This window comes from bacterium (assembly GCA_036524115.1).
Taxonomy (GTDB): domain Bacteria; phylum JAUVQV01; class JAUVQV01; order JAUVQV01; family DATDCY01; genus DATDCY01.
The window spans coordinates 1-12,654 of the sequence record DATDCY010000218.1; the positions used below are offsets into that span (position 1 = coordinate 1).

Below are 12,654 nucleotides of genomic sequence, written 5' to 3' on the forward strand. Positions count from 1 at the left end.
GAACATTTTCTATACCGCACCGACGGCGATCAGGGCGCTCATGAAAGAAGGCGAGAGCTGGGTGACCAAACATGACCTTTCCTCGCTGCAGGTCCTCGGGTCGGTCGGCGAACCCATCAACCCCGAGGCCTGGATGTGGTACCACAAGTACGTGGGCAAGGAAAAGCTCCCGATCGTGGACACCTGGTGGCAGACCGAGACGGGCGGGATCCTGATCACCGGGCTTCCGGGAGCCATAACCGCCAAACCGGGGTCGGCAACCAAGCCTTTCCCGGGCGTTGTTCCCAAGGTGGTGAAGGAGGATGGCTCGCCGGCAGGCACGAACGAAGGCGGCTATCTGGTGATCGACAAGCCCTGGCCGGGAATGCTCCGGGGCACCTACGGCGATCCGGAGAACAAGCGGATCAAGGAGGTCTACTTCTCGATGTACCCCGGCGTCTACTTCACCGGCGACGGCGCCCGGGTGGACGACGACGGCGACTTCTGGCTGATGGGCCGGATCGACGACGTCATCAACATCTCCGGCCACCGGCTTGGAACGGCGGAGGTCGAGTCGGCCCTCGTCAGCCACGAGGCGGTCGCCGAAGCCGCGGTCGTCGGCTACCCCCACGACATCAAGGGCGAGGGCATCTATGCCTACGTCACGCTCAAGCAGGGGGTTGAGCCCACGGACGCGCTGAAGAAGACCCTCGTCGGCCACGTGCGCACCGTCATCGGACCGATCGCCACCCCCGACAAGCTCCACTTCGCTCCGGGCCTGCCGAAGACCCGCTCGGGCAAGATCATGCGCCGGATCCTGCGCCTGATCGCCCGCGGCGACGTCCACAACCTCGGCGACACCTCCACGCTCCTCGACCCGACCGTCGTCGACACTCTCGTCAAGGGCAAGCAGTAGGCAGGAGGCAGGGCACACGGGCGCCCGCCGCCGGATGAGCGCGGCGGGCGCCCTTTTTTTTCGGGAGGAGGCATGACACGCATCCGGGAGTCCAGGATCGACCGCGAGGACGCGGTCCTGCTCGTCGTCGACATCCAGGAGCGGCTCGCCGCGGCGATGGCCGAGCGGGAGAAGGTCGTCGCCAACGCCGGCCACCTCGTCGCGGCGGCGAAGCTCCTCGACGTGCCGGTGCTGCACACCGAGCAGTACCCGAGAGGCCTCGGGCCGACCGTGCCCGAGCTGCGCGAGGCGCTCGGGCCGGCGCTGCCGGTCGAGAAGCTGACGTTCGACTGCTGCGGCGAGCCCTCGTTCACGCCGGCGCTCGAGGCCGCCGGGTGCTCCACGGTGATCGTCTGCGGGATGGAGACCCACATCTGCGTGCTCCAGACCGTCCTCGGCCTGCTGGCGCAGGGGCTCGCGGTGCACGTGGTGGCGGACGCGGCCTGCTCGCGCAACCCCGACAACGCCCGGGTCGCGCTGGAGCTGATGCGGGACGCCGGCGCCGTGGTCACCTGCACGGAAACCGTGCTCTTCCAGCTGCTCGTGCGCGCCGGCACCCCGCAGTTCAAGGCCATCCAGGCCAGGATCAAGTAGCCCCGGGCGTCAGGAGGCCATTTCGCGCCCTGGCGGCGTCGCGGGCAGGGCTGCTTGTGCGGCGGCCACCAGGCCGCCTCCGCACGCCCATCCCCGCTTCCTTGCCAGGACGCGAAATGACGCTCCCGACGCGCCGGGGCAGCCAATGCCTCAAACCGGCTTTCCCATCATCACGACCGGCACGAACCAGGACGCTCCTGCATGCCCACCGCAGCTGATTTGCCGGGAATCCCTTTCCGGAATATCATCCGGCCATGAGGCGGAGCCACGAGCGCGACCGGCGGGCGGTGCTGGCGCTCGCGGCGGCCGGCCTGGTCGCGCTCTCCGGGTTCTTTCTCTGGCTCGAGCATGCCACCCACGTCGAGTTCCTGCTGCACCTGGCGGCGATCCCGCTGGAGATCCTCCTCGGCGCCGTCCTCGTCGAGCGCTGGCTCGCCCGCAAGGAGAAGGAAGGCAAGCGCCGCCAGCTCATGTACCTCAAGAGCTACCTCTTCCGCTCCGAGATGCGGCAGGTGTTCATCTCGAACTTCGAGGCGCTGGCGACGCCGACGATCTCGCTCGCGGGAATGCGGGACGACCCCGTTTCCGAACTGCGCTGGGTGCGCGACCACATCACCGAGGTGGTCTACCGCTCTGACGCGGAGATGGAGCGGGTGGTGCTGGAGTACGTGCGCGCCCGGCACGCGTTCCAGGTCTTCATGGAGTGGGCGGCGGCCAACGACTTCGAGCCGATCTTCCACGACATGCTCTTCATCCTGCACTTCATCCAGGACGTGGAGCGCTTTCGCGAGGCCAACCCGGGGCGCCTCTTCGTCGAGGAGGCGCGGCGCCACCCGCGACTCTGGGAGAAGACGCAGCAGATCCTGCGCGACGGGGTCGTGAAGTTCCTGGACTACGTGATCGAGCTGCGGGAGAAGGAGCCCGAGGTGCTCGAGGAGCTGCTGGACGACTACCTCCTCAGCTCGAACCTGCGAGGGTAGCAGGCGGCTGATAAGGGCCCACCTGCGGCGTTGGGCTGCGCCCTGCGTCGCTGCGGCGTACTGCTCGTACGCCTCACTCCTCGGGCTTGCCCGCCTTGCATCTGGACCCTTCTGAGCCGCCTGCCGTGTGCACGAGAAGGAAGAAACACAACGGGCCGCCCCCCGTTCCCGGGAGGCGGCCCGTCTGAGCTTGTCGTAGGTTGCCGGTCTACTTCATCGCCAGGAGCAGGGGCACGATGAGCAGGGCCACGATGTTGATGACCTTGATCATCGGGTTGATGGCGGGACCGGCGGTGTCCTTGTAGGGGTCGCCCACGGTGTCGCCGGTGACGGAGGCCTTGTGGCCGTCGCTGCCCTTCTTGTGCAGAACGCCCTTGTCGTCGGTGACGCCGTCCTCGAAGGACTTCTTGGCGTTGTCCCAGGCGCCGCCGCCGGAGGTCATCGCGATCGCCTGGAAGAGGCCGGTGATGATCGCGCCGATCAGCACGCCGCCGAGCGCGACCACGCCCGAGCCGGGGCTGATCATGTTGAAGCCGAAGCCGACGACGATCGGGGCCGCCACCGGGATCAGCGCCGGGAGCATCATCTCCTTGAGCGCGGACTTGGTGACGATGTCGACGCACGCGGCGTAGTCGGGCTTGCCGGTGCCCTCCATGATCCCCTTGATCTCCTTGAACTGCCGGCGCACCTCGACGACGACGCCGCCGGCCGCACGGCCGACCGCGAGCATCAGGCGGCCGGCGTAGAAGTAGGGGATCGCGCCGCCGATGAAGAGGCCGGCGATGACGAAGGGATCCGAGAGGTCGAACTTGACGGCCGCGCCGATCTCGCGCGCGTACTCCGCGAAGAGCACGAGGGCGGCGAGGGCGGCCGAGCCGATCGCGTAGCCCTTGGTCACGGCCTTGGTGGTGTTGCCGACCGCGTCGAGGGGGTCGGTGATGTCGCGCACCGAGGAGGGCAGCTCGGCCATCTCGGCGATGCCGCCGGCGTTGTCGGTGATCGGGCCGTAGGAGTCGATGGCGACGACGATGCCGGTCATCGAGAGCATCGACACGGCCGAGAGCGCGATCGCGAAGAGGCCGCCGCCGGGGTTGCCCGAGAAGCCGCCGCCGAGGCCGTAGGCGCCGAGGATCGAGGCGACGATCACGGCCGCCGGGGCCGCGGTGGCCTCCATGCTCATCGCCAGGCCGGCGATGACGTTGGTGCCGTGGCCGGTCAGGCTGGCCTTGGCGATGACCTTGACCGGGCGGTACTCCTTGGCGGTGTAGAGCTCGGTGATCCAGACGATGAGGCCGGTGAGGACCAGGCCGATGACGGCCGTCAGGAAGACGCTCATCGGGGTGAAGCCCATGGTGTCGAGGCCGGGCTGGCCCATGAACCAGGCCGTCACGGCGTAGAAGGCGATCGCGGCGAGGACGCCGGCGACCGCGAGGCCCTTGTAGAGCGCGCCCATGATGTAATTGCTCGCGCCGAGCTTCACGGCGTAGGTCCCGATGATGGAAGCGATGATCGAGACGCCGCCGAGCAGCAGCGGGAACTCGACCCAGGGGCTCGCGGCGCCGAAGATCGTCTTGGCGAGCAGCATCGCGGCGACGAGGGTCACCGTGTAGGTCTCGTAGAGGTCGGCGGCCATGCCGGCGCAGTCGCCGACGTTGTCGCCGACGTTGTCCGCGATCACCGCCGGGTTGCGGGGGTCGTCCTCGGGGATCCCGGCCTCGACCTTGCCGACGAGGTCGGCGCCGACGTCGGCGGCCTTGGTGTAGATGCCGCCCGCGATACGCGCGAACACGCTCATCAGCGAGCAGCCGAAGCCGAGGCCGACCAGCGCGTGGAACGCCTGCTCGGGGGCAGCGGCCTTCGCGATCGTGTAGAAGCCCGCGATCCCGAGAATGCCGAGGCCGACGACGATGACGCCCGTCACCGAGCCGCCCTTGAAGGCCAGGCTCAGCGCAGCCTGCAGGCCCCGGGTGGCGGCCTGGGTGGTGCGCACGTTGGCGCGCACGGACACCATCATGCCGATGTAGCCGGCAAGCGCGGAGCCGATGAGGCCGACCGCGAACCCGATCGCCGACCAGGTCCCGATGAAGAAGAGCAGCCCGAAGATCACGATGCCGACCATGGCCACCGTCTTGTACTCGCGGGCCAGGAACGCCTCCGCGCCCTCCTGGACGGCCGCCGAGATCTTCCGCATCCGTTCGGAGCCGGCGTCCTGCTTGATGACCCAGCTCGCGGTGATCAAGGCGTACAGGACGCCCAGGACCCCGCAACCCAATGCGAACACCACGATGTTACTCATCTCGCTTCGCCCCTCCCCAGGTTAGAGTGCCGACCAGCGCCCGTGTCCCTGCGTTGCGCGTTCTTCCGGTACTCCCCTCAAGCATGATCCATGCCGACGGCTCGAGCGCCAATTTCATACCCGAAAAAGTCCTGTTTGTCGAGAAAAAGGAGGAGATGAATATGTCATCACAAGCACATGTCAACAGGAGCGACAAAATGTCAGATTCGTGTGACAGCCTGACAGGGTTTGTCAGAACGGAATCCTGCCCGTTTGCGGCGCCGCACGTGCCCCCCCCGCGAGGCGCGAGGCGGTCACCCGGGGATATTTCCCGTCATGGCAAGGCACTGAGGAGGGCGTGCGGAGCACTGCCGCGCGCCTGCCCGTGCACGAGCTGCCCGCGCGCAGTCACGCGGGGATTCTTCGTCCTGGCAAGGCAGTGACGAGGGTGCGCGGAGGCGGGCTGGTGCCCGCCGCGGTGAGCCGGCACTCGCAGGGCTCGCACCGGAGCGGAGAGCACCGCCGCCAGGGCGGAGAAGACCCGCGCGAATGCCGCGGGCTTACTTGACGGCGGCGATGCCGGCGTCGATGGCGCGCTTGTTCAGCGCGATGAGCTCCGGCTTCGACTTGACGACCTGCGGCAGCGCCGCCCAGACCGCGTCCTTCGAGACCGTCGCGTCGCACGCGAGCACGGCGCCGAGCATGACCATGTTCTGCACGCGCGGGTCCCCGAGCGAGTCGGCGATCTCGTTGGCGGCGACGCCGACGATGCGGATGCCCGGCAGCGAAGGCCTCTCCGGGACCATCGAGGCGTTGTAGAGCAGCGTCCCGCCCGCCACGACGTCCTTGCCGAAGCGCTCGACGCTCGGGCCGTTCATGGCGACGAGGACGGTGGGCTCCGTGATCAGCGGCGAGCCGATCTCCTCCGGGGCGACGATGACGTTGCAGGAGGCCGTGCCGCCGCGCATCTCGGGGCCGTACGAGGGCATCCACGTCACCTGCCGCTGCGCGAGCATCCCCGCCTGGGCGAGGATCTGGCCGAGCAGGAGCACCCCCTGGCCGCCGAGGCCCGAGATCTTGAAGCGCGCCTCCGCGATCGGGGTGCCGCACTCGGCGAGCGCGCAGACATCCGGGACCTGCGTGCCGAGCACCTTCGGCAGCTCCCCGAGCGCCACCTGCCTGCGGCGGCGCGGGTGGCCCAGGTCGAGGTCGTGCCCGTCGCGGATGACCCCGAGCGGGAAGACCTTCGGCATCGTCTCGACCGCCCACTTCGCGGCGTCGACCGGCTTCATCTTCCAGCCGGTCGGGCACGGCGAGAGCACCTCCACGAGCGAGAAGCCCTTGTTGTCGATCTGGTTCTGCAGCGCCTTGCGCACCGCCGCGCGCGTCTTGCGGTTGTGCGCCGGCGTGCCGATCGCCACGCGCTCGAGGTAGTACGGCGCGGTGAGCGCGCCGAGCAGCTCGCAGACCTTGATCGGGAAGCCCTCGTTACCCGCCGAGCGCCCGGCCGGCGTCGTCGAGGTCTTCATGTCCATGAGCGTCGTCGGCGCGAGCTGGCCGCCGGTCATGCCGTAGATGGCGTTGTTGATGAAGAAGACGGTGTAGTTCTCGCCGCGGTTGGCGGCCTGGATGATCTCGTTGCCGCCGATGGCCGCGAGGTCGCCGTCGCCCTGATAACCGATGACGACGGCGTCGGGGTGCGCACGCTTGAGGCCCGTCGCCACCGCCGGCGAACGGCCGTGGGCCACCTGCACGTTCCCGGCGTCGATGTAGTAGTAGGCGAAGACCGAGCAGCCGACGGGGCTGATGAGGATCGCGCGGTCGGCGACGCCGAAGTCCGCGAGCGCCTCGGCGACGTACTTGTGGACGTGGCCGTGGCCGCACCCCGGACAGTAGTGGGTCGTCTCCTGGTTGCCGTCCTTGCGCGTGAAGCGCTTGTAGAACGTGGCCGGACAGCTATACGCAGGCTGCATAGGACTGGTGCTCCTTGCCCGGGTCGCGCAGGACCGCGAGGACTTCCGCCGGCGACGGCACCATGCCGCCCTGGCGGCCGTAGAAGCCGACCGGGCGCCGGGCGTTGATCGCCAGCCGCACGTCGTGGACCATCTGGCCGTCCGAGAGCTCGACCACGAGGAAGCGCCTGACCCGGCCGGCCACCTCCGCCAGCGCCTGCGCCGGGTACGGCCAGAGCGTCAGCGGCCGGAAGAGCCCGGCGCGGATGCCCTCGCGCCGCGCCGCGTCGACGACCGAGCGCAGCACGCGCGCGACGATGCCGTAGCCGACGAGGCAGACCTCGGCGTCGTCGAGCAGGTAGCCGCGGTGCTCGGGGAGGTCGGCCGCCGCGACCGCGTACTTGGCCATCAGCTTGCGGTTGTGCGCCTCCAGCTCCTCGTGCGCCATGTAGATCGAGGTCACCAGGTTCGGGCGCGTCGCGGCGTCGCCGCGCACCGCCCAGTCGAAGACCGGCGGCGCCACGGCCGCCGCCGGGAACTCGACCGGCTCCATCATCTGGCCGGTGAAGCCGTCGGTGAGCACGATCGCCGGGTTGCGGTACTTCGCCGCGGCCGCGAAGGCCTTCACGGTCAGGTCGCACATCTCCTGGGCGAACGCCGGCGCGTAGACGATGAGCCGGTAGTTGCCGTGCCCGCCGCCCTTGACCATCTGGTTGTAGTCGCCCTGCTCCGGGCCGATGTTGCCGAGGCCGGGGCCGCCGCGCATGACGTCGGCGATCACGCACGGCAGCTCGGCGCCCGCGAGGTACGACAGGCCCTCCTGCATCAGCGAGAGGCCGGGCCCCGAGGAGGCCGTCATCGAGAGCTCGCCGGCGACGGCCGCGCCGAAGACCATGTTGATCGCCGCGGTCTCGCTCTCGGCCTGCACGAAGGTGCCCCCGGAGGCCGGCACCAGCTTGGCGGCGGCCTCCGCGATCTCGCTCGCCGGGGTGATCGGGTAGCCGTAGAAGGCGCGCATCCCGGCGAGGATGGCCCCGCGCAGGAGCGCGTCGTTGCCCTTGATCAGCTGCTTCGCCATGGTCCGCCCGCGCAGCCCCTAGGCCGCGCCCTTCTCCTTCTCGAGCTTGAAGACCGCGATCGCGTCAGGCTCGGGGCAGGCGTAGAAGCACAGGCCGCAGGCGGTGCAGGCGCCGGAATCGACGAACTCGACCGCGTGGTAGCCGAGGCGGTTGAGTGACTTGCCGGCCTTGAGGAGCTTCTGCGGGCAGGCCTCCACGCAGAGCAGGCAGCCCTTGCACTTGTCCGCCCGGATCTGCACGGTCCCCTTCGGCTTGGCCATAGTCAGCGGATTTTATCCACCCGCATGGCCGGGGTCAAGCAACAGGTACTCACACAGCGAAGGGGCGCCGCTACTCCACTTTCTTGTAGCCTGACGGGGGCGCGAACTCCCCGTCCGACAGCGACCCCGTGCTGATCTTCCGGATCTCCGTGTAGGTGTCGAAGACGGTCTTCGTCCCGGACTGCTCGCCGCCGGAGGAGCCGCCGGACGAGCCACCGGAGCCTCCCGAGCCCTTCGCGACCTTCTTCCCGAACGCCGACATCAGGCCGCCGAGGCCCTTCGAGAGGTCCATCCCCCCGCTTTCGCCGCCGGCTTCACCGCCGCCCTCGCCGCCGCCTCTCTTCGCCGCGGCCTCGCCGCCCGAGCTCTTGAGCATCCACTTGACGCCGGTGCCGATCGGGTAGCCCTTGATCTTCGACATCTTCTCGGCGACCTCCTTCGCGCCCTTGCGGAAGGACTCCTCGTCGCCCCCGATCATGGACCCGACCATCGCCAGGCCCATCTTCTGCGCCTCCTGGTCGGTCATGTCCCAGCCGATCTTCTTCAGCCAGGCCTTCGTGAATTCGGTCTCCTCCTTCTGCAGCGCCCGGATCTCCGAGGTCTCGGGCGTCGTCCAGAGGTCCGAGACCATCGTGCTCTCCGAGCGCGCCTTCGTCTCCAGGTCCTCGGTCTCGACCACCCACGTCACCACGTAGTGCGTGCAGTCGTACGCGCCGATCGTCTTGTGGTCCCCCGGTTCGCTCACCGTGATCTCGTTGCGCACGACGCGGACCTTCGGCTTCTCCTCCTTGCCGCGGCGCTCCTGGCGCTCGCCAGGCTCCTTCGACTGCGGCGGCGGCGTGATGCGCGACTCGGTGTAGGTCTTCTTCTTGTGGTCGAGCTTCCAGACCGCGTCCTTCTGGATGTCGGTGATCTCGTCGCCGCCGATGTCGCCGGCCATCTTGCCGAGGAAGCCCGTCATCTTCATCTGCGAGACGTCCCGCTTGCGCAGGCCGCTGAGCTTCTCCACCGAGGTCGACTCCCCGGCCCCGAAGCCCGCGAAGCCCGCCGTCTTCATCGTGCGCTCGACGGTGACGTCCGCCCGCGCCGCCCCGGCGGACATGAACACCACGATCGCGGCCGCCGCCACCGGCGCCGCGCACCACCGCTTCCTCTCGCCCCGGATCATCGCCGTCCTCCCCGCCTGTCGAGTTTCCAGCAGGGGAACCGCTGCGTCCCCCGCGCCTCCACCAAACCTGACCAAAGGACTATAGCGCGGCCCCGCTCGTGGTCAAGCGCCGTCCTCCGGCGGACGGGCGGACGTGAAGCCGCACGCGGCGAGCATCGCCGCCACCCGCTCGAGCGGCAGGCCGACGACGTTCGAGAGCGAGCCCGACACGCGGCTGACGAGACGGCGGCCACGTCCCTGGACCGCGTAGGCGCCGGCCTTGTCGAGCGGCTCGCCCGTCGCCACGTAGCGGCGGATCGCGTCCGGATCGCGCGGGCGCATGGTCACGGCGCTGCGCACCACGGCGGTGCGAGCGCGACCGCCGCCCACCGGCGCGAGCGCCACGCCGGTGAGCACCTCGTGGCTGCGCCCGGCGAGCCGCCCGAGCATCCGCTCCGCGTCGCGCGGACCCGCCGGCTTGCCGAGGATCGCGCCGTCGAGAGCGATCACCGTATCCGCCCCGAGGACCCAGCGCGCGCCGCTCCCGCACGGCAGCGCGCGCGCGACGGCCCGGGCCTTCTCCAGGGCGAGGCGCCGCACGTGCGCGCCCGGCTTCTCCCCGGGCAGGGGCCGCTCGTCCGCGTCGGGGGCGCGCACCGCGAAGGGGACGCCGAGGCGCCGCAGCAGCCGGCGGCGGCGGGGCGAGGTGGACGCGAGGACCAGGGCCCTCATGCGACCGCCTGGAAGTACCCCTGCCAGCGCAGCAGGATCACGTTCGCGAGCAACCCCGTCGCGACGCCGGCGACAAGCGCGGGCGCCAGGACCCAGGGGAGCAGCCACGAGAGGTCCGCCGCGGGCAGCAGGAGGGTCCTGAGGACGAGCAGCTGCGCCGCGCCGTGGGCGACGGCGCCGGCCGCGCTCACCCCAAGCGGCGACCACAGCCGCCAGGCGCCGCGGGCCAGCAGGGCCATCGCCGCGGTGCTCGCGACCGAGCCTGCGAGGCTCAGGACAAAGGCCGGGCCGAGGAAGCCGCCGAGCAACAGCGAGCCGATCGTCACGCGCAGCACGGCGACGAGCATGCCGGCCCGCCAGCCGACGCAGAGCACCGCGATCAGCGTCACGAGGTTGGCGAGGCCCGGGCGCACCCACGGCAGCGGCGAGGGGACCTGGCCCTCGAGCAGGTGCAGCGCGAGGGCCAGCGCGAGCAGCACGCCGAGGAACGAGGCCTTGCGCACGTTCACGGCCGGCGAAGCCCCCGCGCCAACGCCTCGAGTGCCGCGTCGCTCCAGTGCAGCGAGCCGGCGCCGTCCACGATCACGCCGCGGACGCCGGGCCGAGAGCGCAGGAAGGCCACCCCGCGCTGCGCGCCGAGGACGAAGGCCGCCGTGGCCGATGCGTCCGCCTCCGCGGCGGTCGGGGCGAGGACCGTGACGCTGCGACATCCGCAAGCCGGCATCCCCGTCGTCGGGTCGAGGATGTGGTGGTATCGCACCCCGTCCTCCTCGAAGAAGCGCTCGTAGTCGCCGGACGTGACGATCGCCGTGTCGGTGAGGTCGAGCGTGAAGAGCAGCGACCCCGAGTCCCGCGGGTCTTGGACGCCGATGCGCCAGAAGCCTTTCCCGGGCCGGGAGCCGGCGACCCGCAGATCGCCGCCGGCATCGACGATGACGTCGGTCATTCCCCGCGCCGCGAGGACGTCCATCGCGCGGTCAACAGCCCACCCCTTGGCGATCGCACCCAGATCTAGCCCCATCCCAGGCAATGTGAATCCCACTGAGCCATCACCCTGATCTAGAACAAGCTTTCTGTATCCCACCTTTGCCACAGCGTCGCGCAGCTCGGTCACGCTCGGTCTTCGCCCACCCTCATCGAATCCCCAGAGTTTCGAGAGTGGCCAGACCGTTACGTCGAATGCGCCGCCGCTCGCCTCGCTGAAGCTCGCCGCCTCCCGGATCAGTTGGAAAATATCCTTTTCCACCGGGACCTTGGCGCGAAAGCCTTCCCGGTTGACCCTGGAGATCAGGCTGTCCGTCCGATGACTGCTCAAGAGAGCGTCGATCCTCTCGATCTCGGCGAAGGCCGCCTGAATGGCAGCCATCGCCTCCTTCTCCTCACGGCTGGCAACGGTGATCTCGACCACTGTCCCCATGAGGGCCCGCGAATCGCGAAAGAGTCGCTCTTCACCACTCGTGGCAAAAGATGCCGGCGAAAGAAGCGCCGTCACACCCACTGACGCGGAGACTATCGGCAAAATCAGGTGTTTCACGAACCACCGGTCAAACGAGCCCAATGAGCGCCGTGCCGCGGACCGACTCACGGCCATCAGCGCCGTCAGGCCCCCATAAACGCCCGAACCGCCTCGACGAGGGGCCGGAGGTCGAGATCGGGCGTGCCAACCGACATCGCGAGCACCGGGACTCCCCTGCGGGCCGCCTCCGCGACGGGTCCGCTCGCGGGCTCGCCCTCGGGAGGCGCCCCCACAGCCACGATGTAGTCCGCCGCAGCCGCGAGGCGCTGATCGCGCTCCGGGCGCTTTCCGAGCATGGCCGCCGCTGCGACCAGCACGGTGAAGCGCTCCTCGGCGAGCGCGAGCGCCCCGGCGCCCTCGACGAGCACCGCCGGCGCCCCGGCCAGGCGCTGGCGCATGCCATCCCAGACCTCTGCCACGCGGTCGCGCGGGCCCACGATCCGCGCCACCAGGGAGGCCCCGCTCGCCGCGAAGCGCGCCGTGTCCTTCCCCGGCTCACCCGCCCCCCACTCCACGCGAGGCGCCTCCTCCCGGGGCGAGATCTTGACGGCCGCAAGGCCGGGCAACGAACGTAGGATGGCGCAGGCCACCCCGGTCTTGCCGGAGTCGCTCGCCGAACCGACGACGGCGATCACCCTCACGGATCCCTCCTTGCGCGGGCGCGTCCCGCGGAAGGCCCATGATACTATGCGCGGCGAGGCGTTCGCGCAGCGGGGCGCGAGTGCAGGGGGCTCGCCCCGGGGAGGTGCGTTCCATGACCGCCCGCTATGCCGACGTCGCCCTGCGACTCGCCCTGCCCGAGGCGCTGCAGTTCGCCATCCCGGAGGAGCTGCGCGGCAGGGTGCGCCCCGGCCAGCGGGTGCTCGTGCCGCTGCGGGGCGGTCGCGACGTCGGCTACGTCGTCGGGCTCTCGGACGAGCCGAAGGTGCAGGCGGTGCGCCCCATCGAGCGGCTGCTGGACGCCGAACCCCAGCTCCCCGCCGACGTGCTCGAGCTGATCCTCGCCGTCTCCCGCCACTACCTCGCGCCCGTCGGCCTCGTGCTGCGCGCCGCGGTGCCGCGCTCGGTCCACTACGAGGGGACGGCGCAGGCTTCGGCGGCCCCGCGCGAGGTGCTCGTGGCGACGGTGGCCGTCCCCGTCGAGGAGGCCGAGACGCACCTCCCCGCGCTCGCGCGCCGCGCCCC

Annotated in this window: 13 protein-coding genes; 4 read left to right on the forward strand and 9 right to left on the reverse strand. The window is 70.1% G+C overall.

All coding sequences use genetic code 11. The annotated features are described in order from the left end of the window. The 3 genes from VI078_10630 to VI078_10640 all read left to right on the forward strand — a co-directional run. The coding region (locus VI078_10630) for an AMP-binding protein (protein ID HEY5999735.1) at positions 1–895 on the forward strand (895 nt) is incomplete at its 5' end. Positions 896–967: 72 nt separating this feature from the next. Then, positions 968–1,528, forward strand: coding sequence for a hydrolase (locus VI078_10635; protein HEY5999736.1), 561 nt, complete (start codon positions 968–970; stop codon positions 1,526–1,528). Positions 1,529–1,782: 254 nt separating this feature from the next. Beyond that, positions 1,783–2,508 carry a hypothetical protein gene (locus VI078_10640; protein ID HEY5999737.1) on the forward strand — a complete coding sequence of 242 codons (726 nt, stop codon included), beginning with the start codon at positions 1,783–1,785 and terminating at the stop codon, positions 2,506–2,508. A gap of 208 nt (positions 2,509–2,716) precedes the next feature. On the opposite strand, the gene VI078_10645 is transcribed toward VI078_10640, so the two are convergent. The 9 genes from VI078_10645 to VI078_10685 all read right to left on the reverse strand — a co-directional run bounded on the left by VI078_10645 (position 2,717) and on the right by VI078_10685 (position 12,110). Further along, a complete protein-coding gene (locus VI078_10645; protein ID HEY5999738.1) occupies positions 2,717–4,804 on the reverse strand; it encodes a sodium-translocating pyrophosphatase in 2,088 nt (695 codons plus the stop codon). A gap of 539 nt (positions 4,805–5,343) precedes the next feature. Next, positions 5,344–6,756, reverse strand: coding sequence for a 2-oxoacid:acceptor oxidoreductase family protein (locus tag VI078_10650; GenBank protein HEY5999739.1), 1,413 nt, complete (start codon positions 6,754–6,756; stop codon positions 5,344–5,346). After that, entirely contained in the window at positions 6,740–7,813 is a 1,074-nt protein-coding gene (gene vorB / locus VI078_10655) for a 3-methyl-2-oxobutanoate dehydrogenase subunit VorB (protein ID HEY5999740.1), read from the reverse strand. Before vorB ends, VI078_10650 begins: the two co-directional genes overlap by 17 nt. Positions 7,814–7,831: 18 nt before the next feature. Beyond that, the gene (locus VI078_10660) at positions 7,832–8,074 is read right to left on the reverse strand and encodes a 4Fe-4S binding protein (protein HEY5999741.1); all 243 of its coding nucleotides are present in this window, start codon (positions 8,072–8,074) and stop codon (positions 7,832–7,834) included. Between the two features lie 70 nt (positions 8,075–8,144). Further along, entirely contained in the window at positions 8,145–9,242 is a 1,098-nt protein-coding gene (locus tag VI078_10665; GenBank protein ID HEY5999742.1) for a hypothetical protein, read from the reverse strand. Between the two features lie 102 nt (positions 9,243–9,344). Beyond that, on the reverse strand, positions 9,345–9,953 hold the full coding sequence (locus VI078_10670) for a Maf family protein (GenBank protein ID HEY5999743.1): 609 nt from the start codon (positions 9,951–9,953) through the stop codon (positions 9,345–9,347). Further along, complete coding sequence (locus VI078_10675) at positions 9,950–10,462, reverse strand: Gx transporter family protein (GenBank protein ID HEY5999744.1); 513 nt, start codon at positions 10,460–10,462, stop codon at positions 9,950–9,952. Before VI078_10675 ends, VI078_10670 begins: the two co-directional genes overlap by 4 nt. Further along, positions 10,459–11,361, reverse strand: a complete 903-nt coding sequence (locus VI078_10680) for an FAD:protein FMN transferase (protein HEY5999745.1) — start codon at positions 11,359–11,361, stop codon at positions 10,459–10,461. The genes VI078_10675 and VI078_10680 overlap by 4 nt, the downstream gene beginning before the upstream one ends. A 191-nt stretch (positions 11,362–11,552) precedes the next feature. Beyond that, the gene (locus tag VI078_10685) at positions 11,553–12,110 is read right to left on the reverse strand and encodes a hypothetical protein (protein ID HEY5999746.1); all 558 of its coding nucleotides are present in this window, start codon (positions 12,108–12,110) and stop codon (positions 11,553–11,555) included. Between the two features lie 113 nt (positions 12,111–12,223). Here VI078_10685 and VI078_10690 point away from each other — a divergent pair. Next, positions 12,224–12,654: hypothetical protein (locus tag VI078_10690; protein ID HEY5999747.1), on the forward strand; the 431-nt coding region annotated here is incomplete at its 3' end.

What these genes read in the sequence shown, in the direction of transcription:
- VI078_10665 (HEY5999742.1), bottom strand. Translation starts at nt 9,242, where the DNA reads ATGATCCGGGGCGAGAGGAAGCGGTGGTGCGCGGCGCCGGTGGCGGCG.
- VI078_10645 (HEY5999738.1), bottom strand. Translation starts at nt 4,804, where the DNA reads ATGAGTAACATCGTGGTGTTCGCATTGGGTTGCGGGGTCCTGGGCGTC.
- VI078_10640 (HEY5999737.1), top strand. Translation starts at nt 1,783, where the DNA reads ATGAGGCGGAGCCACGAGCGCGACCGGCGGGCGGTGCTGGCGCTCGCG.
- VI078_10635 (HEY5999736.1), top strand. Translation starts at nt 968, where the DNA reads ATGACACGCATCCGGGAGTCCAGGATCGACCGCGAGGACGCGGTCCTG.
- VI078_10650 (HEY5999739.1), bottom strand. Translation starts at nt 6,756, where the DNA reads ATGCAGCCTGCGTATAGCTGTCCGGCCACGTTCTACAAGCGCTTCACG.
- VI078_10660 (HEY5999741.1), bottom strand. Translation starts at nt 8,074, where the DNA reads ATGGCCAAGCCGAAGGGGACCGTGCAGATCCGGGCGGACAAGTGCAAG.
- VI078_10670 (HEY5999743.1), bottom strand. Translation starts at nt 9,953, where the DNA reads ATGAGGGCCCTGGTCCTCGCGTCCACCTCGCCCCGCCGCCGCCGGCTG.
- vorB (HEY5999740.1), bottom strand. Translation starts at nt 7,813, where the DNA reads ATGGCGAAGCAGCTGATCAAGGGCAACGACGCGCTCCTGCGCGGGGCC.